Below are 23,245 nucleotides of genomic sequence, written 5' to 3'. Positions count from 1 at the left end.
TCCACCTCCGTACGGAACTGTCCGGGATGCGCTGAGTATAGTTGGCTGATAGCCAGTCAACGCAGGAGTTTTCCGGATGTCCCCGCGCAGCGCCTCGGTCAATGAAGAATTGCGGCGCCGTTCGCGGGAGCGGCTTCTGCAGGCGGCCCTGGAGCTGGTGAGTGAGCGCGGGTACGAGGCGACGACGCTCGGCGACATCGCGGACCGGGCGGGCTCGGCACGCGGGCTGGTCTCGTACTACTTCCCCGGCAAGCGGCAGTTGGTGCAGTCGGCCGTGCACCGGCTGATGCACCGTACGCTGCAGGAGGCGCTGGAGCGGGAGCCGTGCACCGAGGACGGCCGGGAGCGGATGGCGCGGGCCATCGACGCGATCCTGGGACTGGCCCGGGACCGTACGGTGCTGATGCGCCAGCACATGGCTGGCCTGCTGCAGGCCGAGGGGTTCACGCAGTGTCCGGAGCAGCAGCGGCTGGCCGAGCTGCTGCGGGAGACCGCCGCCCGGCACGGCTCGTCGGACGTCGACCACGACTACCCGATGTTGCGCTCCCAACTCATGGGCGCCGTCTACGCGTTGGTGCTGCCCAACGTGCCCATGCCGCTCACCACGCTGCGCGCGGAGCTGTTCGAGCGCTACCGGCTGGACTGGGGGATGGGGGTCCCGCCGGACGCCGAGGCGCCCGGCGGGAGGTGTGACGCCGACCTGTCGCGGTTCTTCGCGACGCGGGAGGCGACCGGGGATCAGTCGAAGTAGTCCGGCTGGGTCTGGACGTTGAGCTCGCGCAGGCGGACGTGCTTGGCCGGATCCGTGCGCCGGTCGCTGATCTTCAGGACGTCGAAGCCCTTGGCGATGTCGTTCGAGTAGATGTAGCCGTTGTAGTAGTACGCCGACCACGCGCCGCCGCCGGTCAGCGTCGTGGTGCTCAGCGGACCGCGCTCGAAGTAGGCGATCTCCTTGGGCTTGGAGGAGTCGGTGAAGTCCCAGACGGAGACACCGCCCTGGTACCAGGCCTGGACCATGATGTCCTTGCCCTTGACCGGGATCAGTGAGCCGTTGTGGGCGACGCAGTTCTCGGTGTCCGCCTGGTAGCGGGGGATCTTGTAGTAGCTGCGGAAGACGAGCTTGCGCTTGTCGCCCTTGCCAACGATGTCGTAGATGCCGTCGGCGCCGCGGTTCGGGCCGATCACCGCGTTGCAGGTGGCCGCACCGCCGCCGCCCAGCTCGTCGGTGAAGACCACCTTGTTCGCCTTCTGGTTGAAGGTCGCCGAGTGCCAGAAGGCGAAGTTCACGTTGTCCTGCACCCGGTCGATGACCTTCGGGTTCTCCGGGTCCTTGATGGAGAACAGGATGCCGTCACCCATGCAGGCGCCGGCCGCCAGGTCCTTCTCCGGGAGCACGGTGATGTCGTGGCAGCCGGTGGTCTTGGACACACCCGGGTTGGTGGGCGAGCCGGGGTTGCCGCCGCCGTCCGGGCCCTCGCCCGGGAAGAGGACGGGGAAGTTGACGACCGCAGCCGTCTCGGGAGCCTTGCGCGGCACCTTGATGACGGAGATGCCGTCGTGCGGGGGCTGGCAGTCGGGGTAGGTGGCGCTGGGCGAGTACGAGGAAACGTAGATGTAGACGTTCTTGCGCTCGGGCACCAGGGTGTGGGTGTGGGAGCCGCAGGCGGTCTCGACGGCGGCGACGTACTTCGGGTTCGCCTTGTCGCTGATGTCGAAGACCTTCATGCCCTCCCAGGAGGACTTCTCGGTCGCGGGTTGCGTGGTGCTGTTGCAACTGCTGTCGCTGCGCGAGGAGTCGGTGGACAGGAAGAGCAGGTCGCCGGAGACGGAGATGTCGTTCTGCGAGCCGGGACAGAGCACCTGGGAGACGGTCCTCGGGGACTTCGGATTGCTGATGTCGAAGATCCGGAAGCCGTCGTAGTTGCCGGCGAAGGCGTACTTCCCCTGGAAGGCCAGGTCCGAGTTGGTTCCGGCCAGCGTGTCCTTGGGGATGTTGGTGAGGTGTTCGATGTTGTCGGAGTGGACGATCTCGTCCTGCCCGGGTATCTCGCCGTCGGCGATCGCCTCGGCCGCCTCGGCCTGCACGCCCTTGGAGACCTGGTGCTCCACCGCGGGCTTGTCCCCCGGGTCGGGTGTGGCGGCCGCCGGGACCGCCGTGAGCAGCGCGGCCAGGAGCCCGGTGCAGGCGGCGGCAATTCCCAGCCGTCTGCGCCGCGTTCGGGGATCGTTCAGGGTCACTGCGTCCTCCCTCGTCGCCGTTCGCTGTGGAACGGTTCACGGTCCTCTGAAGTATCGTCTTCATCATGCACATATCAAAGGCTGGCAACGCACTCGTAATGAATCTTTCCGATCGTTAGTGCGAAGATTCAATCCCCGTGCCCCTGGAGGTCGTTGTGCCCATCCGCCGCGCATCCCTCGCCACCGCGGCCGTGTTGCTCGTGCTCGCTCTCGCGGGCTGCGACTCGGGCACGGAGCACCGGTCGGATGCGACGAGCGGCCCTTCGGTGATCGCGCCGGGCAAGCCGGGTGAGGCGAACCGGACGCTCTCCGCCCAGGACGCCGCCGAGCAACGGGCCGAGGACGACACTCCCAACTCGGCGGACGTGTCGTACGCCCGGATGATGATCCAGCACCACGCCCAGGCCCTGGAGATGACCGGACTCGCCCCCGACCACGCCCGGTCGGCGGACGTCAAGCGCCTCGCCCTGCGCATCTCGGCCGCACAGGGGCCGGAGATCGAGGCGATGAGAGGCTGGCTCACGTCGTACGGCAAGAAGGAGACGGCGGACGGACACGAGCACACCGCGATGCCCGGCATGGCGACCGAGGCCCAGCTCGAGAAGCTGCGCGCGGCCCACGGCAAGGCGTTCGACGCGCTGTTCCTCACCCTGATGATCACCCATCACGAGGGCGCGATCACCATGGCCACGGACGTCAAGGCGCAGGGCAACAACCTGCGGATCGAGGAGATGGCGGACGACGTGGTGGCACAGCAGACGAGCGAGATCACCCGTATGCGGGGGATGCGGTGAGCCGTCGCCGAGGGCGCGGCAAGTCGGCAGCTCGGCGCCGGGCGTGAGGAGAGTCGGGTACTCCTCGGCGACCAGCCGGCGCCCCTCCCCCCACCCGGCGGCCAGGCGGCGGGCACGGCGGGGTACGCCAGGGAGACGCGGCCCGCGCGGACCGGGGCCGGTGGATCCACGCATGCCCCGTCCGTGAACACCGGCCGGCCTCGAACCAGGTGACGGCCGACCAGTAGCGCGTCGCTGCTTAATTGTGGCAGATCTGGTGGGGAGGTTGGTGTCTGATGGCTCCCTCCCTCCCTCCCTTCTGCCGGACAGGACTGTCGTCATGGGTTCACCGAAGAAGCGGCCGGTCAGGTTGACATCGCAGGATCGTGAGGAGTTGGCGGGTGACCACGACGGGGGTTCGCCCAGGGGCTGCGCCCCTTCGACCCCCTGGGTGGGTTCGGGTTGCGTTTCGGCTGCGGGTTGGTTGTGGCTCGTCGCGCCCACGCGGCGGAGCCCCCGGGTTCGGGATGGGGCGGGTAGGGGCGGCGGGGGGCGAAAAACCAGTGTCACCCGCGCCTCGCGATGGCCCGTCCTCCCAGCAGCCACGACCAGTGGTGACGGCCCGCTCCGACCCGGTAAGGAGGGAGCGTGTCGGGGCCGCACGACGCCGTACCCACCCCTCGGTGGCCGGCGTCCAGGTGGACGGAGACGTACGGGCGGGCGGTGAGTTCGTCGTGATGGCGCGCGGCGGCCAGGTCCGCGACCGTGAAGTGGGTCAGGGCAACCTGCCGGGGGACGTCCAGGTGAACGGTCACCCCGGAACCGGAGCCGCTGTCACCCGTGAGCGCGAACCAGCGCACCCCGTACCGCCCACCGCTCTCCTGCGGATGGACGTACGGGGTGAACAGATCCCGCACCGCGGAGCGGTAGCGGCCGACCGGGCAGCCGGCCCGACGATCGGGGTACGACTCGCCGGGGCCGTGCCCGAACCACTCCACCTGGTCCAGCCCGCTCGTGACGCTGAAGACGGTGCCGACCCGGGGCAGGTCGTCGAGGCCGTCGGGGACCACCGCGGTCTCCTCCACGAGGAGGGCGTCCGCGGACAGCGCGGTGAAGGTCTGTTCGTGGACGACGGGGCCCTTCGCGGTGGCGTACTCGGCGCGTACGACGAGGCGCTCGCCGTCGCGCTTGATGTCCGTCAGCGATCGCTTTGGATTGGTCAGGCCCCACTCCTCCCACAGAGTGGCGGCTCCGCCGAGGCGGTCGTTGTCGGTGGGGGCGCGCCACAGGCTGAGCGTGGGCGGAGCGGTGAGGAGGGGATGGATGAGGAAACCCTGGTCGTCGACCTCGGGCCGGTGGGGGGTGCGGGCCCCGGCAGGCACCGGCGGGGCGCTCGTCCCGGTGTCTGTCACCGCTCCGGCGCGGGACGGGAGCCCGCGCGCCTCTCCCCGCAACCGGACCTGCGGTGCGCACAGTTCGGTGCCGCGCGGTGCCCATGTCTGGTCGGCGGCGGTGGAGACGCGCAGCGTCAGCCAGACCTCTCCCGCCTCGGGCAGAAGCGCGAGCAGGTGGGGAGGGATCGGGATCGCGGCGGAGTCTCCGGGGCCGATCTGCGGAAGCTCGGCCTGAGCGGTGACGGCGGTGTCGTGGGCATCCGCGTCGGCGTCAGCATGGGCATCGGCATCGGCGGTCTGCAGGTGCCACTGGCCGGTCAGCCACCCAAGATCGCGGAAGTGCTGGCGGTTGTGAACCAGCACCTCGCCCGAGTCGAGCAGCTCCAGGCGTATGGGTGAGGCGAGTTCCCGGTGCTCGTACATCCCCGGTTTGGGCGTGCGGTCGGGAAGCACGAGCCCGTCCGCGCAGAAGGCACCGTCGTGCGGGCTGTCGCCGAAGTCACCGCCGTACGCCCAGCGGTAGCCGGGCGCGGTGACGCCGTCCGTGTATCCGTCGGTCGTGTCCGGCCCGGCGGGGCGTGAGTCGGAGAGCCGTTGAAGGATGCCGTGGTCCCAGAACTCCCAGATGAAACCGCCCTGCAGACCGGGTGTGGACTCGATGGCCGTCCAGTAGTCCGCGAGGGAGCCGTTGCTGTTGCCCATGGCGTGCGAGTATTCGGACAGGATCAGTGGCTTGGTCTGTTCGCCGGAGGTGGCGTGCGCGACGATCCGGTCGATCGACGTGTACATCGGGCAGACGATGTCGGTGGCGGTCCCCGGCCTCGACCAGCCGTCGCCGAGCGCGCCCTCGTACTGCAGCGGGCGGGTGGGGTCGTACCGGCGCAGCCAGCCGGCGGCCGCGTCGTGGCCGGGGCCGTAGCCGCTCTCGTTGCCCAGGGACCAGATGACGACGCTCGGGTGGTTCTTGTCGCGGGCCGCCATGCGTGCCACCCGTTCGAGGAAGGCGGCGCGGTAGGCGGGGTCGTGGGCGATCTCGTCGTAGTGGCCGTGGCTCTCGATGTCGGCCTCGTCCACGACGTAGAGGCCGAGTTCGTCGGCGAGGTCGAGAAGCGCCGGATCGTTGGGGTAGTGCGAGGTGCGCACGGCGTTGAAGCCGAAGCGTTTCATCGTCGTCAGGTCGGCGCGCAGGTCGTCCTCGGTCAGGACGCGGCCGGTGAGCGGGTGGAAGTCGTGCCGGTTGACGCCCCGGACGAACACCCGCTCGCCGTTGATGAGCAGGTCCCGGCCGCGGATCTCGACCGTGCGGAAGCCGGCGCGGCAGCGAGCCTCGTCGACGACGGTGCTGTCGGGACGGTGCAGCCGTACCGTCAGTCCGTACAGTTCGGGCGTCTCGGCCGACCAGACCCGTACGCCCGGGACGGTGGCCGTCAGCGCGGCCCGGCCCTGCCAGTCGGAGGCGCGGTGGTCTTCGAGGGGCTCCGGGCTGAGCGGCAGGTCCGGGGCCTGAGGGTCCGACAGGGCCCCCGAGACGTACCAGCCCTCGGGGAGGAACCCGGCGGTGTGCCGCGCCTCGACGTCCACCCGCAACCGCCCCGTGCCGGCCGCCGCGAGGTCCGCCGTCACCCGCAGGTCCATCAGGTACAGCGGGTCGGTCGCGTACAGGAAGACGGACCGGGTGATGCCGCCGTGCCACCAGTGGTCCTGGTCCTCGACGTAGGTGGCGTCGGACCACTTCACCACCGTCAGCCGTACGGTGTTCGACCGCCCGGCTCGCACGGCACCGGTGATGTCGAACTCGCTCGCCAGGTGCGCGTCCTTCCCGCCGCCGACGGGCTGCCCGTTGACCTCGGCGATCAGTGCGCTCTCGGCGGCGCCCACGTGCAGCACGATGCGGCGGCCCGCCCAGCCGGCCGGGATGTCGACCTCGCGCTCGTGCACCCCGGTGGGGTTGACCGGCGGCAGATGGGGCGGCGGCTCAGGCCAGGGCATCCGGAAGTTGGTGTACTGCGGCAGGTCGCCGACCCCGTGGACGTCGTCGAAGTCCTGCACGGTCCAGCATCCGGGGACCCTCAGCTCCGTCCAGCGGTCCGCGAGGGGGGACTGAGGGGTCGGCAGGAGCTGGAAGCGCCAGCGGCCGTCGAGGGCGATGCGGTCGCCGTGGTCGTGGCGGGAGACGGCGTGCAGGGGCAGCCGCCGCCAGCCGCTGACGTCGGGCGCGTCCCACAGGCGCAGCGGGAGGGCGGGAGAGCCGGTCATGCGGTTTCCTCCAGGGCCGTGCCGCCGGACGTGCTCCGGGGGCGGTGTGGGGGGTGGCGGAGCCTTGGCGGCTACGCACGGGCCAGGCGCAGGGTGACGATCTGGAACGGCCGCAGGTCCAGCGCCACCGCGCCGTCATCGCGGACGACGGTCAGCGCGGGCCGGGGCCGGGCATCGCGCCAGGGTCGCTCCAGCAGATCCGTCTCCACGGCCCCGGCGGCCGGGAATCCCGGTGTGAGCAGGGCCTGTGCCCGCCCGCCGTGCGCCTCGTACAGCCGGACGACGACATCACCGGAGCCGTCGTCGGCCAGCTTGACCGCCTCGATGACGACGCCGTCGTGGTCGACCGCGACCAGCGGAGCGACCGGCGTGTCACCGGGTATCTCGCGCTCCGGCAGGTTGATGCGGTAGCCCTCGCGGACGGCGTCGCCGATCGCCGCTCCGGGCACGAGCGCGTAGCCGAGCCGGTGTACGCCCTGGTCGGGGTGGGGATCGGGGAAGGTCGGCGCGCGCAGAAGCGACAGCCGGACGGTCGTGGTGGTGCCGCCGTCGTCGGCCGCCTCGTCGCGCCGCGACCGGGTGACGTCGTGCCCGTACGTCGAGTCGTTGACGAGGGCCACGCCGTAGCCGGGTTCTCCCACGTGGATCCACCGGTGGGCGCAGATCTCGAACTTGGCGGCGTCCCAGGAGGTATTGGTGTGCGCGGGTCGCCGCACATGCCCGAACTGCGTCTCCGAGGTGGAGTGGTCGGTGTGCACGTCGAGCGCGAACGCGGCCTTGAGGATGGTCCGGGTCTCGCGCCAGTCGACGGTGGTGGCGATGTCCAGCCGCCGCGCGCCGGCGGCGAGCCGCAGCGTCTGCTCCACCGTCGAGTTGCCGAAGCGACGGACGACCTTCACGCTTGCGGTGGCCGGCCCGTCCTCGACCACCGTCACCTCGTCCGCCCCTGTCAGGTCGGTGACGGTGTGGCGGTAGTAGTGGTCGACGTCCCAGGCGTCCCCGTTGTTGGGGAGGTCGGGGTGGACCTGCAGCAGATTGCCGTGACCGCTGGGAGCGATCGCGTTCCGCCCGGTGCCGCTGTCCCGCACGGAGCTGACCAACCCCTGGCCGTCGACGTCGACGCGCACCAGCCCGTTGTCCAGCACCCAGCCGTCGTCGGTGGGCCTGACGGTGACCGGGGCCGCTCCCGGACGCGCGGAGCCGGCCGCGGCGCCCAGCGCCGGCACCCCGCCCCGTTCGTGGGGAGCGGCGTTGAAGACCACGGTGCCGCCCGCCGAGCCGTCACCGGCCAGCGCGCGCAGCGCCGCGCCGATGATGTCCTCCAGCTCGGACATGACCTCCCGGTAGGTGTCGCGGGCCTCCCGGTTGACCCAGGCGATGCCCGACCCGGGCAAAATGTCGTGGAACTGGTGCAGCAGCACCGTCTTCCACAGGCGGTCCAGCCGCTCGTACGGGTAGGGAAGCCCGCTGCGCACGGCCGCCGTGGCGGACCACAACTCGGCCTCGCGCAGCAGGTGTTCGCTGCGCCGGTTGCCCTGTTTGGTCGTCGCGACGGAGGTGTACGTGCCCCGGTGCAGCTCCAGGTAGAGCTCGCCCAGCCAGACCGGGGCGTTCGGGTAGTCGGCCCGGGCCTTGGCGAAGAACGCCGACGGCGGCTCGATCTCGACGCGTGGCGATCCCTCCAGATCGGCGAGGCGCCTCGCGCGGGCGAGCATCTCGCGGGTGGGACCGCCGCCGCCGTCGCCCCAGCCGAAGGGCACCAGGGAGCGGGTGGCCGAGCCCTTGTCCTGGAAGTTGCGCACCGCGTGTGCCATCTCCGCGCCCGTGAAGGAGGCGTTGTAGGTGTCGACCGGCGGGAAGTGGGTGAAGACGCGGGTGCCGTCGATGCCCTCCCACCAGAAGGTGTGGTGCGGGAACTTGTTGAACTGGCTCCAGGAGATCTTCTGGGTCAGGAAGTACGTGGAGTTCGACAGCCGTACCAGCTGCGGCAGCGCGGCCGAGTAGCCGAAGGAGTCGGGGAGCCAGACCTCGTCGGTCTCGATGCCGAACTCCTGGAGGAAGAACCGCTTGCCGTGGGTGAACTGACGGACCATCGCCTCGCCGCCCGGCATGTTGGTGTCCGCCTCCACCCACATCCCGCCGACCGGCACGAACTGCCCGCTCGCCACCTTCTCCTTGACCCGGGCGTACACCTCGGGCCGCTGCTCCTTGATCCAGGCGAGCTGCTGCGCCTGGGACATCGCGAAGACGAACTCCGGGTCACGGTCCATGAGGTCGGTGACGTTGGACGTCGTGCGGGCGACCTTGCGGACCGTCTCGCGCAGCGGCCACAGCCACGCCGAGTCGATGTGCGCGTGGCCGACCGCGCTCATCCGGTGGGCCGATGCGTGCGCGGGCCGTGCCAGGGCCTCGGCGAGGACACCCCGGGCCTCGGGTGCGGCGGCGCCCACGTCGCCGCGGAAGTCCAGGACGTCCACGGCGCGTTCCAGGGTGCGCAGGATCTCCCAGCGGCGGGGGTCGTCGACCGACAGCTCCAGCATCAGCTGCTGCAGCACCTCGAAGTCCTGGACCAGTTCCCACACCTCGGAGTCGAAGACCGCCAGGTCCATTCTGCGCAGCCGGTAGAGGGGGTCGTCACCGGAGGTGTCCCAGTCGCCCATGAGGCTGACCGGGCCGTCGATCTCCGGGTTGGAGGAGGCCTCCAGGTACAGCAGGACCTCCTCGCCACCCCCGGCCTTGTCGGCGATCCCGACCCAACGGGTGCGGGGATTGAGTGACTTGATCGCGGTGGCGTCCGGGCGGTAGACGAGCGCCTCGGCCTGGAAGCCGGGGCCCGCGCCGGTGAAGCCGAGGTCCAGCACGGCCTCGACGGCCGACCCGGCCCAGTCGTCGGGCACGGTGCCCCGGATCCGGAACCAGACGGTTGCCCAGGGACGGCCCCAGGCCCGGCCGACCTCGACCGGCTCGTACGGCGCGGCCAGGCCCTCGGCCACCGGTACGGGTTCGCCGGGGGCGCTCCATGCCTGCACGTCCAAGGGCACCGACCGGGGATGGACGCATGGCCGGATGCGGTCCTCGAGCGCCTGCGCGAGCCTGGTCTCGATCAGGCTCCTGTCGTCATGCATGACGGATGCTCCCTGTGCCCGCGGGAGGCCGTGGCCTCAGTGACCGATCGCGACTCACCGGATCTCCCGATCGCAACTCATCGGATCTTTTCGAGGCTTGCACCGCGACGGGAGAAGTGTCAATGGCCGACGGCCACAGAACCCCTCCCCCCACACCTGCCGAGCGATCCCGACTCGGGGGAAGCGGTTTCCCAACACACCTTTCACCTAGGCTTCTCAAGCTTCTGCCCGAGGTGTTGACAAGTACCCCGGGCCCGCCCATAGTCGGTTCGCAACGAAGCCCGTGAACGATCCCGGGATCGTTATCGGAGTGCGCCACTCGCAGGAGTCCCGCACAGCTAGAGATCCGATGTCTTCGTTGCCTTCTCCTTCTGGTCGGCCCAGCACACCGAGGCCACATCCGCGTCGCGACGAGCACGCCGAGAGTCAGACAACCCGTGGAAGGAACACACCATGAGAAAGCGGCTGTGGCCGGGTGCCCTCGCACTCGGGCTGGCCCTGTCGCTCGGCGCCTGCTCGTCGGGCGCGACGAAGCAGACGCCGGGGACCTCGGACACGATCACCGTCGAGGCACCCAACAGCGCCCCGACCTTCACGAACAACTTCAACCCGTTCAGCGCCTCGGAGACGGGACCGGGGCTGAACATCATCTACGAGCCGCTGGTCGCCACCGACCGCGCGAAGGGCGGCACGCTCATCCCCTGGCTGGCCAAGTCATGGACGTGGTCCGCGGACGGCCGCACCGCGACCTTCGTCGTCCGGCCCGGCGTCACGTTCTCCGACGGCAACCCGCTGACGCAACAGGACGTGCTCTACAGCCTCGAACTGCCCCTGAAGAACCCCAAGGTGGCCGGCGTCGATTACACCTCCGTCAAGGCGGTGGGGTCGGACGAGGTGGCGGTCACCTGGAAGGACCCCGCGTACCAGTCACTGGTCAACGTCAAGAACATCAACATCGTCGAGAAGAAGCTCTGGAGCGGTCGCGATCCGCTGACCTACGTGGACAAGAAGCCGGTCGGCACCGGCCCGTTCAGCATCAGGACGTTCTCGCCCCAGGCGGTCACGATGGCGTCCCGCAGCGACTACTGGGGCGGCAAGCCCGCCATGCGCGATCTGCGGTACGTGGCCGCGACCAGCGCCAACGTCCAGACGCAACTGCAGAACAACAGCATCGACTTCTGCACCTGCGACATCGACGCCAAGAGCTACGTCTCCTCAGATCCCAAGAACCACCACTTCATCATGGCGTGGGACGGCTCGGTGGTCTCCGTCATGCTCAACAACGCCAAGGCGCCCTTCAACGACGTCAACGTACGCCGCGCCTTCGCGAGCGCGGTGGACATCGACGCCATCGCCAAGCTCTCCTCCAGCAGACTCCCCCTCACCCAGCCCCCCGCCAGCCCCAGCGGCCTGTCGCCCAAGACGTACGAGGGCTGGATCGACCCCAAGTACCTGACACCGCGCAGGCAGGACGTCGCCGCGGCCGAGGCCGATCTGCGAGCAGGCGGCTGGAGCGTGCGCGGTGGCGCGCTGACGAAGGGCGGCAAGAAGTACCCGATCACCTACGTCGCCCCCAGCGACACGCCGTTCCTGAAGACCATCGGTCAGCTGGTCGTGCAGCAGATCCAGCAGAGCCTCGGGATCAAGGTCACCCTCAGCGGCGGCTCCGGCGCCAACACCGGCTCCGACATCAACAAGGGCAAGTTCGACATGGCCGCCACCTGGCTGTCCCGCGGTGACAGCATGTACTACGCCCTCCAGCAGTTCGACGGACGCCTGATCCAGCCGCTCGGCACCGAGTCCGTCGGTGGCAACAACACCGTCCGGTGGAAGAACGGCGACTTCGACAAGATCCTCAGCCAGATGGCCGGAACGGACGACGAGTCCCGGCTCAAGGCCCTCTCGAAGCAGGCCCAGGCGATCTTCGTGGACCAGGTGCCCACCATCCCGCTCTTCTCCTCGGGCGCGGCCGGCGTGGCCAGCACCCTGCGCTGGACCGGGTGGCCCGACGCCGAGAACCCGGCCTACCTCGCCAACACGGGCTCGGGCTCCGAGTTCATCACCACGCTCCTGCACCTCAAGCCCGCCACGGGCAAGGGCTGACGGGAGTTCCCATGACCACACCCTTGACCGCCACGGACGCCGGTCTCGCCCCCCAGGGTGAGGCCGGGCCGGCCGAGCGCCCGGCGCGCCGCCGGGGCCGGCTGGGCTGGCTCGGCAGCCGCCTAGGCTTCTATCTGCTGGTCAGCTGGATCGCGATCACGCTGAACTTCTTCATCCCCCGGCTGATGCCGGGCAACCCGGCGAGCGCCATCCTCCAGGCGTTGGCCCAGCGCACCGGCACCCCGCCGTCGGCCGCCACCGTCCGCTCCGTCCAGCTGCTCTTCGGGAACCCGGACAAGCCGCTGTTCTCCCAGTACCTGGGCTACCTCGGCGAACTCGCCCACGGCGACCTGGGGCTGTCCGTCAGCCAGTACCCGGTGCCGGTGGCGGACCTGGTCAAGGCCGCGCTGCCGTGGACCCTGGCCCTCGTCGGCAGCACCACGGTCATCTCGTTCGTCATCGGCGTGGGCCTCGGCATCGTCGTCGGCTGGCGGCCCGGGCGCCGGCTCGACACCGTGGTGACCCCGCTGTCGACCGTTCTCAGCGTCGTACCGTACTTCTGGGTCGCCCTGCTGGGCGTGTGGCTCTTCGCCGTCCAGCTCGGCTGGGCCCCCGTGTCCGGCGGCTACCCGCCGGACAGCGTGCCCGGGTTCAACCTGCACTTCCTGCTGGGCACCCTGCACTACGGACTGCTGCCCGTCGCCACCATCGTCTTCTCCTGGTTCGGCGGCTGGGTGTTCGGCCAGCGCAACATGATGGTCACCACGCTCAGCGAGGACTTCGTCCTGCTCGCCCGGGCCAAGGGACTGCCCGGCTGGAAAGTCATGCTGCGGTACGCGGCCCGCAACGCGATGCTGCCGAGCGTCACCAACTTCGCCCTCGCCATCGGCGGCCTGGTCGGCGGCTCCCTGCTCACCGAGATCGTCTTCTCCTACCCCGGTATGGGTTTCCTGCTGTTCGACGCGGTCTCCAAGCGCGACTACCCGACCATGCAGGCCGTGTTCCTGCTGATCACCCTCACCGTCCTGCTCGCCAACTTCCTGGCGGACTCCCTCTACGCACTGCTGGACCCCCGCACCAGGGAAATGAGGTGACGCCCCGATGAGCAAGCGACTGCTGGCCGGCTGGAAGGTGCGGCTCGGCCTCGCCGTGTTCGCCTTCTTCTGCGTGCTCGCCCTCGCCGGGCCGTGGGTGACGGACCACCTGCTCCATCAGAGCCCCACAGCGCTCGACCTCAACGCCGTCAGCTCCCCGCCGAGTGCGAAACACCTCCTCGGCACCACCGCGAGCGGACACGACGTCCTGGCCCAGGTCATCACCGGTGCACGCGAGTCGATGATCGCGGGCCTGGTCGCCTCCGTGCTCGGCACCTTCATCGCCGTCGTCATCGGGGTGACCGCCGGGCTGGCCGGCGGGATCGTGGACTCCGCGCTCACCGGCCTGACCAACGTCTTCCTCACCATGCCCTCCTTCGCGCTGATCTTCGTGATCAGCGGCTACACCCAGGGCTCGGGCCCGGTCGCCGTCGGCGTCATCATCGGCGCCTTCGGCTGGGCTGGTGGGACGCGGGCCCTGCGGTCGCAGACGCTGAGCCTGCGCAGCAGGGACTTCGTGCACGCGATGCGGATGCTCGGCGAGAGCCGCTGGCGCCTGGCGATGGTCGAGGTGCTGCCCCACCTCACCGGCTGGATCTCCGCGATGTTCCTCACCGGCTTCATCGGAGGCGTGCTGGCCGAGTCCGGCCTCGCCTTCCTCGGGGTGTCCAGCGCCTCCACCGTCAGCTGGGGCGTCATGATCAGCGAAGCGCAGCAGGGCAACGCCCTGATCGGCGGCATGTGGTGGTGGTTCGCCCCGCCGGGCCTGTGCATCGCGCTGCTCGGCGCCTCCGTCGCCCTGATCAACTTCGCGGTGGACGAGATCTCCGACCCACGGCTGCGCGACGCCAACCGGCTGCTGGTGAAACGGGCGGGGGACGCGCGGCGGGCGAAGGAGCGGGAACAGGAGGAGGAACGGGGGCAGGAGCGGGATCAGGACGCCGGGCGCGCGCAGGAGGTGTCGCATGCCTGACGACGGTCGTATGCCTGACGACGGTCGTATGCCTGACGAAGCGCTTACGCCTGACGCCGGACGCGTGCCTCGCGAAGAGCCCACCCCTGACGACGGACGCCTCCCTCTCGAACGGCCCGCATCTGACGAAGCGCGTATGCCTGGCGAGGACCGTGCGCCCCTGCTCGACGTGCGGGGTCTCACCGTCGAGTACCTCTCCGCTCGAGGGGCCGTGCGCGCCTGCGACGACGTCTCCTTCACGGTGCGGCGCGGGGAGATCCTCGGCGTCGCGGGCGAGTCCGGCTCGGGCAAGTCCACCCTGATCACCGCCCTCACCCGGCTGGAACGACCCCCTGCCGTGACCACGGCCGGCCGGATCCTCTTCCGTCCCCGGAACGCGGCCGACCCCCTCGACCTGGTCGGCCTCACCGAGCGCAAGCTGAGGAAACTGCGCTGGCGGGACCTGGCCATCGTGCTGCAGAGCGCCATGAACGCACTCAACCCCGTCATGCGGCTCGGCGCCCAGTTCGCCGATGTCCTGCGCGAACACGACCGGACGCTGGGCAAGCAGGACGCGCGCTCCCGCACCGAGGAACTGCTCGCCCTCGTCGGCCTCACCGCCGAGCAGGCGGGCCGCTACCCCCACGAGCTGTCCGGCGGCACCCGGCAGCGCGCCGCCATCGCCCTCGCGCTCGCCTGCGGCGCCGACCTCGTCGTCATGGACGAACCCACCACCGCCGTCGATGTGGTGATGCAGCGTCAGATTCTCGCGAACATCCTGCGTCTGCGCGAACGTCTGGGATTCGCCGTGGTGTTCGTGACCCACGACCTGTCGCTGCTCGTCGAACTCGCCGACCGTATCGCGATCATGTACGCGGGCCGGATCGTGGAGATCGGCACCGCCTTCGACCTCTACCACCAGCCGCAGCACCCCTACACCGAGGGCCTGCGGGCCTCCTTCCCGCCGCTTCGGGAACCGGTCCGCCGACTCAGCGGCATCCCCGGCTCACCGCCCGACCTGCGCGACCCTCCCTCCGGCTGCGCCTTCCACCCCCGCTGCCCGCACCGGTTCGCGCCGTGCGACACCACTGTCCCGGTGCTGCGGGACGTCGACGGGCTCGGCGGCGGGCAGCGGGTGGCCTGCCTGCTGCACACCGGGCCCTTGGCGGAGAGCCACGGACGCTCCCCGCGAGCACGGAAGGAGGCCGACGATGTTGTCGGGCACTGACGACGGCGTGACCGCACCCGCGAACGCCGAGGGACCGGACACGGGCACCGGCGCCGACGCCGAGGTGCCCGTCCTGGAAGCCGTGGACGTCTCCATGCACTTCACGGTGCGCGCCGGCCTCGGCCGCACGGCGACCGTACGCGCCCTGGAGCACGCCTCGCTGCGGTTGCGGCGCGGCCGGATCGTCGCCCTGGTCGGGGAGAGCGGCAGCGGCAAGACCACCCTGGCCCGGCTGTTCGCGCTCATGTACACCCCGACCTCCGGCGAGATCCGGCTGCGCGGCGAGCCGGTCGGGCCGCGCCGCGGCCGGGCGGCCCGGGAGTACTACTCCGAGGTCCAGATGGTCTTCCAGGACCCCTTCGCCTCCCTCAACTCCCTGCACACCGTCCGCCACAACCTGGCGCGAGCCCTGCGCATCCACGGCCGGGCCGACCGGGACGACATCGAGGAGCGGATGCACCACCTCCTGGAGCGCGTCAGCCTCACCCCCACCGAGGACTTCATCGGCAAGTTGCCCCACGAACTCTCCGGCGGCCAGCGGCAACGCGTGGCCATCGCCCGGGCGCTGGCCGTCGGCCCCAAGGTCGTCCTCGGTGACGAACCGATCTCCATGCTCGACGTGTCGATGCGGCTCGACATCCTCAACCTGCTGGCCGGGCTCCGCGACGAGGAGGACCTGGCCCTCCTCTACATCACCCATGACATCGCCAGCGCCCGGTACCTGGCCGAGGAGATCCATGTGATGTACGCCGGCCAGATGGTCGAGGGGGGCCCGACCGAGGAGGTCATCCAGAACCCCCAGCACCCCTACACGCGACTGCTGCTCGACGCCTCCCCCGACCCCGCGCGGACCGTCGCCGCCCGCGCAGGTGCCGGGTCCGTCTTCGCGGACGTCGAGGAGTCCGGCGAACCGCCGAACCTCGCCTCCCCGCCGCCCGGCTGTCGCTTCCACCCCCGCTGTCCGTTCGCCACCGACGACTGCCGTACGGCCTTCCCCGCCCGCACCGAACACCCCACCGGCCAGTGGGTGCACTGCTGGCTGTACCCCGCCGGAACGCGTACAGGAGCAAGGCCATGAACCCAGGCCGTAGAACGACCATCAGCCGCAGAACCCTCGGCAAGTCGGTCCTCGCCGCCTCCGCCGGGCTGGCCGTCGCACCGCCCACGGCCGCCTGCGCGGCCGCCGCGGGCCAGGAGGCCGGGGCGAGTACCGGTACCGCACTGCCCCGGGGCACCGCCCTGCGCTCGCTGGACGTGATCCCGTCCTCCAGCCTCACCACCAACGCGGACCGGGTGCTGGTCGCATGCCTCCAGGGCCTGGTCGCCAAGACGTCACCCGAGGGCATCTTCATCGACGAGGGCGGCCCCGGGGCCCTCTGGAAGAACTTCCTCCACACCACCTACGGGATCACCCTCAACGACTCCTACCCCACCTGGCAGCAGCTCCTGACCCGCTTCCGGCGCCAGGTGCGCGGCTACATCCGCTACGACATGACCGCCAACCCCGCCTCCGTCAACGTCGCCTCCTCCCTCAGCGGCCCCCTCAACGCCCTCGTCGTCGACCGGAGCCAGGAGAGAGCCGTCCAGGCCCTCGGCCTCACCCGTCTGCTGCTGGACGTCTCGGACAAGGACGAACACTGGGCCTACACCACGTACCAGGCCCTGTTCTCCGGCCACATCGCGGCGGAGCTGAACTCCACGGTGTACTACCACCTGCGCGACTACATCGCCCTGACGGACTCGTTCACCTTCTACGACGGGGTGACCAAGTGGCGCGCCGGCGTCCTGGACAACCTGGAGCCCGCCGCCACGCTGATGGGGTACGGCAACGACGAGACCGCGATGATCGCGCAAGCCTCCGACGAGGGTGTCACCTCCATTCCTTCCGACCTGGCCCCCAACCTCTCCGTACTGAGCGGCATCCACAGCACCGACGGCCTGACCCAGAAGCCGGAGCCCGCACCGGTGACCGGCGACAAGCACTACGTCACCTTCGTCATCAGCGACGGCGACAACGTGGCCTGGAACCTGTGGGGACTGCACGAGTACTTCGCCAACCCCGTGCGCGGCAGCTTCAACGTCGGCTACGGCATCAGCCCCTCCCTGGTCGACCTGGCTCCAGGACCCATGCGCTGGTACTACGAGAACGCCTCCGACGGCCCGGCCCGGGACCACTTCATCGCCGGTCCCAGCGGCCGCGGATACACCTACCCGAGCCACATGCCCGCCGACGCGCTCGACGCCCACGCCGTCACCCTCGACGAGTACATGGGCAAGGGGGACCTGCGGATCTGCGAGATCCTCGACGACCAGCCGGTCTTCAAACGCTCCGACCTGTGGGCGCCCTATCTGCGGCAGCCCAACATCGACGCCCTGTTCTACTTCGGCCCCGGACCGCAGGGCTCCGGAACGAAGGGCGGCATCCGATGGGTGAACGGCAAGCCCGTGATCGCGCAGCGGGACGTCCTGTGGGCGGGCCAGACCGAGGAACCCGCGCTCATCGAGCACATCAACAGCCGGCCCGCCGCACCGTCCTCCTCCGACGGCTACACGCTCGTCCTGGTGCACTGCTGGACGAAGAGCCTGACCGACGTGCAGACGGTCGTGAACGGGCTGGGGCCCCAGGTCGAGGTCGTCACCCCGCGCACCTTCGTCCGTCTCATCAACGACAACCACGCGCAGTGAGCACCCCAGGGAATCAGGGAACCCCCATGACCTCCGAACACTCCGAGCCGTCCGAACCCTCCGACCCCTCCCTCTGGGTTGCCGTCGGCCCCGACGACAGCGACGACGAGCTGCGCCGCAAGGCGTCAATGGTCCGGCCTGCACCCCGCCAGGTCGCCTGGCAGCGGCAGGAACTCGTCGCCTTCGTGCACTTCGGCATCAACACCTTCACCGGTCTGGAGTGCGGCACAGGCCTGGACGACCTCTCGCTGTTCGACCCGGCGGAGCTGGACTGCCGCCAGTGGGTGCGCGTCCTCGCCGAGGCCGGCTTCCGGTCCGTGATCCTCACCGCCAAGCACCACGACGGCTTCGTCCTGTGGCCCAGCCGCTACACCGGTCACTCGGTGGCGGCCACGCCCTGGCGCGCCGGCCGCGGCGATGTCGTGCGCGAACTCGCCGACGCTGCCCGCGAGTTCGGCCTCGGCCTCGGGGTGTACCTCTCCCCCGCCGACCTGCACCAGTCGAACGCCCCCGACGGGTGCTACGGCAACGGCAGCCCCGCCGTCGCATCGGTGATCCCCACTCTGGTGCCCGGCGACGACCGGGCGGACCGGGTCGCGTCGGGTGAGCTGCCGTCCTTCTCCTGCGCGGTGGACGACTACAACCGCTACTACCTCAACCAGCTCTACGAGTTGCTCACCGAGTACGGGCCCGTCAACGAGGTGTGGCTGGACGGCGCCGACCCGACCGCCACGAAACAGAACTACGACCAGGACGCGTGGTTCGGCATGGTGCGCGCGCTGGCGCCGGACGCCACGTGCGCCGTCGGCGGCCCCGACGTCCGCTGGGTCGGCAACGAGAGCGGCTACGCCCGCTACAGCGAGTGGAGCGTCGTACCGCTGCGCGGCGAGCCTTCCGCGTTCGGGCAGACCACGGCCGTCGCGGAGGAGGAGCACGACCTCGCGGGCCCCGGCCCCATGCGCCGGGCGGACTACCTCAAGTGGTACCCGGCCGAGGTGGACGTCTCCATCCGGCCGGGCTGGTTCCACCACGCCTCCCAGGACGCGGCCGTGAAGTCGCTGCCCCGGCTGATGGACCTGTACCGGCACTCGGTGGGCCGCAACGCGGTGCTGCTGCTCAACGTGCCACCGGACCGGCGCGGCCTGCTGCCCGGCCCGGACGTGGCGCGGCTCGCCGAGTTCGGCCGCGTCCTGCGCGAGGTGTACGGCCATGACCTGGCCGCCGGAGCCCGTCCGCACGAGCACCCGCCGGGGAACGCGGTCGTCGTCGAACTGCCCGAGTCCCGGACCTTCAACGTCGTCGGCCTGAGCGAGGACATCGCGCGGGGCCAGCAGGTCGAGGCCTTCGCCGTCGACGTACGCCTGGAGGGGACCTGGACCCGGGTGGCGACCGGCACGACCGTGGGACACAGGCGCCTGGTGTCCCTCCCGCGCCCCGTCACGTCCGACGGCGTACGGGTGCGTGTCCTCGACGCCCGTGCCGCCCGTCCACTCGTGGTCTCCCTCTACCTGGACCCGACCGTTCCCGCCCCCGTCGTCCACGGCTCCTTCGCCGAGGCCCGCGACAACACCGGGATCAGCAGCGACGACGCGCCGCGGCTCGCCGATCTCGACGGCACCGGTATGAGCCTGTCCGCGCAGGCTCTGGCGGCGGCCGGCGTCGTCCCCGGCGGCCGGGTCGCGCACGGCGGGCTGGAGTTCCGGTGGCCCGACGTCGCCCCCGGGGAGCCGGACAACGTGAGGGCCGACGGCCAGACCATCCGGATCGGCGGATCGGGCTCCCGGATCGGTTTCCTGCTCGCCGGCACCGCGGACCGCAGTTTCGGGCCGGGCCTTGCGACCTACACGGACGGCACGCAACAGGAGATCCCTCTGCTGGCCCTGGACACCCTCGGGGAAGGCGACTACCCGGCCGCCGCGCAGACGGTCGTGTCGACGCCGTACCACAACCGTCCGGCCGGACGCGTGGACGAGCCCGCCCGCGTCGGCTGGTGCGCGGCACCACTCGACCCGGCGAGGACGCTGGAGTCGATCACGCTTCCCCGCTATGGAGAGGGGGCCAGTCCTGAGGAGCCAGGAGTGCACATCTTCGCCGTCGCGGTCGGCTGAGGCCGCGTTAGAGTGCTCGGACGGGCTATGTCCCCTGGTCCGGGCGGTCGCCGGAACGAGCGTGCCAGTTGCGTCGAGATATGAGGACGGTTGAGCGTGGTAGGGGGCAAACAGGAGCGACTCGCCCGTCATCCGCTGAAGCGAGCGGGCCGGGCCACGATCCTCGACGTCGCGAGCCTGGCCGGAGTGTCCCGGCAGACGGTCTCGCGCGCGATCAACGACAAGGGCGAGATCGATCCCGCGACGAAGGAACGGGTGCTCGAGGCGGCGCGGACCCTCGACTACCGGCCCAGCCGGCACGCCCGGGGCCTCAGGCGGGCCGGTTCGGTGATGGTCGGGCTGATCATCTCCGATCTGGCCAACCCGTACTTCCCGGAGGTCGCGGCCGGGGTGCTGGAATCGGCCAAGCCGCAGGGCTGGAACGTGACGGTGTGCGAGTCCCGCAACGACGCCGAGGAGGAGCGCGCGGCACTCGACCTGCTCGCCCGGCAGGCTGACGCGATCGTCGGCTACTGCGACAGCGACGACGACGTACTGGACCAGTACGCCTCCGGCCTGCCGGTGGTGCTTCTGGAACGGGCGCCGGACGAGACCCGGTTCGGGTCGGTGGGCATCGACTTCGCGGCCGGTATGCGGCAGGGCGTGGCCCATCTGACGGAGCGCGGGCACCGGAGGATCGGCATGCTGGACTGCGCGCTGCCGGGGACCCGCAGTCCTCGTGGCGAGTACTTCCTCGCCGAGGCACGGGCCCACGGGCTTCCGGTGGGCCCGGACTGGCTCGTCCTGTGCGGCGGCCACAGCCTGGCCGGAGGCGAACAGGCCCTTGAAGAGCTGCTGGAGCGGCATCCGGATGTGACCGCTGTCGTCGGTTTCAACGACCTGGTCGCGATCGGCGGCATGCGGGCCGCTCGCCGGCGCGGCCTGCGGGTGCCCGACGACATCGCCTTCCTCGGCGTCGACGGACTGACCCTGGGTGAACTGGTCGAGCCGGCGCTGAGCACCCTGTGCATCGACAAGCGCCAGGTCGGCCGCCTCGCCGTCGAGCAGGTGGCACAGATGCTCGAAGGCAAGGAGCCCGCGGTGGGAGAGGGCGCGTGGGTGGTACCGGAACTGATCGTCCGCGCGTCGACGTGACGACCAGGGGCGGTTGACGGTGCGGGCGGTGGAGCGGTCCCGCATCCCGGCCTCGCCGAGCTGCCGGTAGCGGCTCGCCCAACGCGCGGCGGTGGTGTGCTGACCCGGAAGCGTTCCGCGGCCCGGCGCAGCGGCCGGCCGTCGTCCACGACGCACCGGGCCAGACGGAGCCTGCCGGTCGGGGTCAGCGGGGCATTACAGTGGGACACGAAGACCTCCGTGCGGTGCAGTCCTAGACAGCTCCACCACACCGGAGGTCTTCGCCATGATCAAGCACCGTCGAGTGTCAACAACGGTCGTGATCAATACGCCTAGGGCGTGTTGTGAAAGTAGCGTCGTCCGCCCGGAGGGCGGGCCCGGCGGTGCCTGGTGCGTGCGATCGCAAGGCGGAGGGTCGCCCCGATACTGGATGTATCGGGGGCCCCCCCAAGAGTGCGTTATGGGGGGCCCCCCCCCCCCACCCCCGCCCGCGGGGCCCCCCCCCGCCGCCGGGCAGACGGGACTTTCACAACCCGCCCTAGCCGCCGTCCTCGGTTCCCAGGCCGGCCGCACGGACACGGCCCCGTCCTTGGCGGAACGATCAGCGAGTTTGGGGAACGATGCGTCTGGTACACACGCAACGTAACCTGACGATCGCTTTCCGTAGGGACGGATGAGCACGCCGACCGCCCGGCGCCCTGTCAGCGGAGCACCGGCGGTGCGATGCTGGAGACACCAGCGATCTCCTCCGTCCCGCAGGGTAAGGAGTTCCGCCGTGCTGCATGTCGCCGTCGTCGGCTCGGGTCCGAGTGGTGTCTACACCGCCCAGAGCCTGGTCCAGCAGGACCCAGGGGTGCTCGTCGACGTCCTGGACCGGCTGCCGTGCCCGTACGGCCTGGTGCGGTACGGCGTCGCCCCGGACCACGAGAAGATCAAGTCGCTCCAGCAGAACCTGCGCGCGGTGCTGGAACACGAGCGGGTGCGCTTCCTCGGTGGGGTCGAGATCGGCTCGGGCGGAGTGCCCGTCACACGGCTGGCGCAGCTGTACCACGCCGTCGTGTACTGCGTGGGCGCGGCGGCCGACCGGCGACTGGGCATCCCCGGCGAGGAGCTGCCGGGCAGCTGGTCGGCGACGGAGTTCGTGTCCTGGTACAGCGCCCACCCGGACGCCGTCGGCGACGCTTTCCTGCCGGGCGCCCGCTCGGCCGTGGTGATCGGCGTGGGGAACGTCGCGGTGGACGTCACCCGGATCCTGGCGCGCGGCGCGACCGAGCTGAGCGTCACGGACATGCCCCAGGCGGCGCTGACCGCGCTGTCCGCGAGCGGGGTCAGCGACATCCGCATGGTGGGGCGGCGCGGCCCCTCCCAGGCCCGCTTCACCACCAAGGAGCTGCGGGAACTCGGCGCCCTGCCGGAGACCGACGTGCGCGTGGACGCGGCGGAGCTGGCGCTCGACCCGGCGTACGGCGACCCGTCCGGGCTGCCGGCCGCGCAGCGCCGCAACGTGGAGGTGCTGCGCGGCTGGAGCACCCTGCCACCACGGGACGTACGACGGCGGATTCATCTCCGTTTCTTCCTGCGGCCCGTCGAACTGCTCGCCGAGGCCGGCCGGGTGGGCGCGGTGCGCTTCGAGCGGACCGCGGCCGACGGGCACGGCGGGGTCACCGGCACCGGCCGCTACGAGGACGTCGAGGCGCAACTGGTGCTGCGGTCGGTGGGGTATCTCGGGGTGCCGCTGGAGGGACTGCCCTTCGACACGGAACGGGGCACGGTGCCGCATCTCGCCGGGCGGGTGCTGCGGGCGGGCACGGTCGCGCCGGGCGAGTACGTGGCGGGCTGGATCAAGCGGGGCCCGACCGGGGTCATCGGCACCAACCGGCCGTGCGCGAAGGAGACGGTGACCTCGCTGCTGGAGGACGCCTCCGTCCTCGTACGGAAGGACGTGCCGGCCGATCCGCTGCCGCTGCTGCGGGCGGCCGGGGTCGAGCCGGTCGAATGGGACGGATGGCTGGCGATCGAGCGGGCCGAGGCGGAGCTCGGGGCCTCGCTGGGGCGGGGTGCGGTGAAGCTGCCGGACTGGGGCGCGCTGTGGGCGGCCGTGGGCCGGGAGCGGGCCGCCGGGCAGGACACGCGGCGGCAACACGCCAGAAATCAACAATCTGTTTAAGCGTCGTAC

At 70.7% G+C, this 23,245-nt stretch carries 14 protein-coding genes and 1 pseudogene; 11 read left to right on the top strand and 4 right to left on the bottom strand.

Features of this window, described 5'->3' with window-relative positions:
• The first annotated feature begins 76 nt into the window (after positions 1-76).
• Entirely contained in the window at positions 77-751 is a 675-nt protein-coding gene (locus tag ACIBVL_RS20600; RefSeq protein WP_399098647.1) for a TetR/AcrR family transcriptional regulator, read from the top strand.
• On the opposite strand, the gene ACIBVL_RS20595 is transcribed toward ACIBVL_RS20600, so the two are convergent.
• The gene (locus ACIBVL_RS20595; RefSeq protein WP_399098646.1) at positions 739-2,238 is read right to left on the bottom strand and encodes an LVIVD repeat-containing protein; all 1,500 of its coding nucleotides are present in this window, start codon (positions 2,236-2,238) and stop codon (positions 739-741) included. The genes ACIBVL_RS20600 and ACIBVL_RS20595 overlap by 13 nt on opposite strands.
• Before the next feature lie 155 nt (positions 2,239-2,393).
• On the opposite strand from ACIBVL_RS20595, the gene ACIBVL_RS20590 reads away from it, so the two are divergent.
• Positions 2,394-3,032, top strand: coding sequence for a DUF305 domain-containing protein (locus ACIBVL_RS20590; protein WP_399098645.1), 639 nt, complete (start codon positions 2,394-2,396; stop codon positions 3,030-3,032).
• 545 nt (positions 3,033-3,577) lie between these two features.
• Here the strand turns inward: ACIBVL_RS20590 and ACIBVL_RS20585 are convergent.
• Together ACIBVL_RS20585 and ACIBVL_RS20580 are read right to left on the bottom strand one after the other, a co-directional pair.
• Entirely contained in the window at positions 3,578-6,661 is a 3,084-nt protein-coding gene (locus ACIBVL_RS20585; RefSeq protein ID WP_399098644.1) for a glycoside hydrolase family 2 TIM barrel-domain containing protein, read from the bottom strand.
• Positions 6,662-6,732: 71 nt separating this feature from the next.
• Positions 6,733-9,786, bottom strand: coding sequence for an alpha-mannosidase (locus ACIBVL_RS20580; RefSeq protein WP_399098642.1), 3,054 nt, complete (start codon positions 9,784-9,786; stop codon positions 6,733-6,735).
• A 453-nt stretch (positions 9,787-10,239) separates the two neighbouring features.
• On the opposite strand from ACIBVL_RS20580, the gene ACIBVL_RS20575 reads away from it, so the two are divergent.
• From ACIBVL_RS20575 to ACIBVL_RS20540, 8 genes are all read left to right on the top strand, one after another.
• Positions 10,240-11,889 (top strand): ABC transporter substrate-binding protein, encoded by a 1,650-nt coding sequence (locus ACIBVL_RS20575; protein WP_399098641.1) that lies wholly within the window; start codon positions 10,240-10,242, stop codon positions 11,887-11,889.
• Between the two features lie 11 nt (positions 11,890-11,900).
• Positions 11,901-12,983 carry an ABC transporter permease gene (locus ACIBVL_RS20570; RefSeq protein ID WP_399098640.1) on the top strand — a complete coding sequence of 361 codons (1,083 nt, stop codon included), beginning with the start codon at positions 11,901-11,903 and terminating at the stop codon, positions 12,981-12,983.
• 7 nt (positions 12,984-12,990) lie between these two features.
• Positions 12,991-13,956: an ABC transporter permease gene (locus tag ACIBVL_RS20565; RefSeq protein ID WP_399098639.1), complete on the top strand. Its 966-nt coding sequence runs from the start codon at positions 12,991-12,993 to the stop codon at positions 13,954-13,956.
• A gap of 136 nt (positions 13,957-14,092) precedes the next feature.
• Positions 14,093-15,163 (top strand): ABC transporter ATP-binding protein, encoded by a 1,071-nt coding sequence (locus ACIBVL_RS20560; protein ID WP_399098638.1) that lies wholly within the window; start codon positions 14,093-14,095, stop codon positions 15,161-15,163.
• The gene (locus ACIBVL_RS20555; protein WP_399098637.1) at positions 15,147-16,241 is read left to right on the top strand and encodes an ABC transporter ATP-binding protein; all 1,095 of its coding nucleotides are present in this window, start codon (positions 15,147-15,149) and stop codon (positions 16,239-16,241) included. The genes ACIBVL_RS20560 and ACIBVL_RS20555 overlap by 17 nt, the downstream gene beginning before the upstream one ends.
• Entirely contained in the window at positions 16,238-17,848 is a 1,611-nt protein-coding gene (locus ACIBVL_RS20550; RefSeq protein ID WP_399098635.1) for a GxGYxYP domain-containing protein, read from the top strand. The genes ACIBVL_RS20555 and ACIBVL_RS20550 overlap by 4 nt, the downstream gene beginning before the upstream one ends.
• 26 nt (positions 17,849-17,874) lie before the next feature.
• Positions 17,875-19,956 (top strand): alpha-L-fucosidase, encoded by a 2,082-nt coding sequence (locus ACIBVL_RS20545; RefSeq protein ID WP_399098634.1) that lies wholly within the window; start codon positions 17,875-17,877, stop codon positions 19,954-19,956.
• 96 nt (positions 19,957-20,052) lie between these two features.
• Complete coding sequence (locus ACIBVL_RS20540) at positions 20,053-21,090, top strand: LacI family DNA-binding transcriptional regulator (RefSeq protein WP_399098871.1); 1,038 nt, start codon at positions 20,053-20,055, stop codon at positions 21,088-21,090.
• A 9-nt stretch (positions 21,091-21,099) separates the two neighbouring features.
• Here the strand turns inward: ACIBVL_RS20540 and ACIBVL_RS20535 are convergent.
• Positions 21,100-21,299, bottom strand: a pseudogene (locus ACIBVL_RS20535) (helix-turn-helix domain-containing protein); the annotation flags it as partial.
• Between the two features lie 545 nt (positions 21,300-21,844).
• Here ACIBVL_RS20535 and ACIBVL_RS20530 point away from each other — a divergent pair.
• Positions 21,845-23,236, top strand: a complete 1,392-nt coding sequence (locus ACIBVL_RS20530; protein WP_399098633.1) for an FAD-dependent oxidoreductase — start codon at positions 21,845-21,847, stop codon at positions 23,234-23,236.
• Positions 23,237-23,245 lie beyond the last annotated feature (9 nt).

Origin of the sequence: Streptomyces sp. NPDC049687 (genome assembly GCF_044465285.1) — a bacterium.
Classification (GTDB): domain Bacteria; phylum Actinomycetota; class Actinomycetes; order Streptomycetales; family Streptomycetaceae; genus Streptomyces.
The sequence above is the reverse complement of the archived record's forward strand: the minus strand, read 5'-3'. Positions and strand labels throughout refer to the sequence as shown.

Coding starts and splice junctions, on each gene's coding strand:
- ACIBVL_RS20600 (WP_399098647.1), top strand. CDS start 77: ATGTCCCCGCGCAGCGCCTCGGTCAATGAAGAATTGCGGCGCCGTTCG.
- ACIBVL_RS20585 (WP_399098644.1), bottom strand. CDS start 6,661: ATGACCGGCTCTCCCGCCCTCCCGCTGCGCCTGTGGGACGCGCCCGAC.
- ACIBVL_RS20580 (WP_399098642.1), bottom strand. CDS start 9,786: ATGCATGACGACAGGAGCCTGATCGAGACCAGGCTCGCGCAGGCGCTC.
- ACIBVL_RS20575 (WP_399098641.1), top strand. CDS start 10,240: ATGAGAAAGCGGCTGTGGCCGGGTGCCCTCGCACTCGGGCTGGCCCTG.
- ACIBVL_RS20570 (WP_399098640.1), top strand. CDS start 11,901: ATGACCACACCCTTGACCGCCACGGACGCCGGTCTCGCCCCCCAGGGT.
- ACIBVL_RS20565 (WP_399098639.1), top strand. CDS start 12,991: ATGAGCAAGCGACTGCTGGCCGGCTGGAAGGTGCGGCTCGGCCTCGCC.
- ACIBVL_RS20560 (WP_399098638.1), top strand. CDS start 14,093: ATGCCTGGCGAGGACCGTGCGCCCCTGCTCGACGTGCGGGGTCTCACC.
- ACIBVL_RS20555 (WP_399098637.1), top strand. CDS start 15,147: ATGTTGTCGGGCACTGACGACGGCGTGACCGCACCCGCGAACGCCGAG.
- ACIBVL_RS20550 (WP_399098635.1), top strand. CDS start 16,238: ATGAACCCAGGCCGTAGAACGACCATCAGCCGCAGAACCCTCGGCAAG.
- ACIBVL_RS20545 (WP_399098634.1), top strand. CDS start 17,875: ATGACCTCCGAACACTCCGAGCCGTCCGAACCCTCCGACCCCTCCCTC.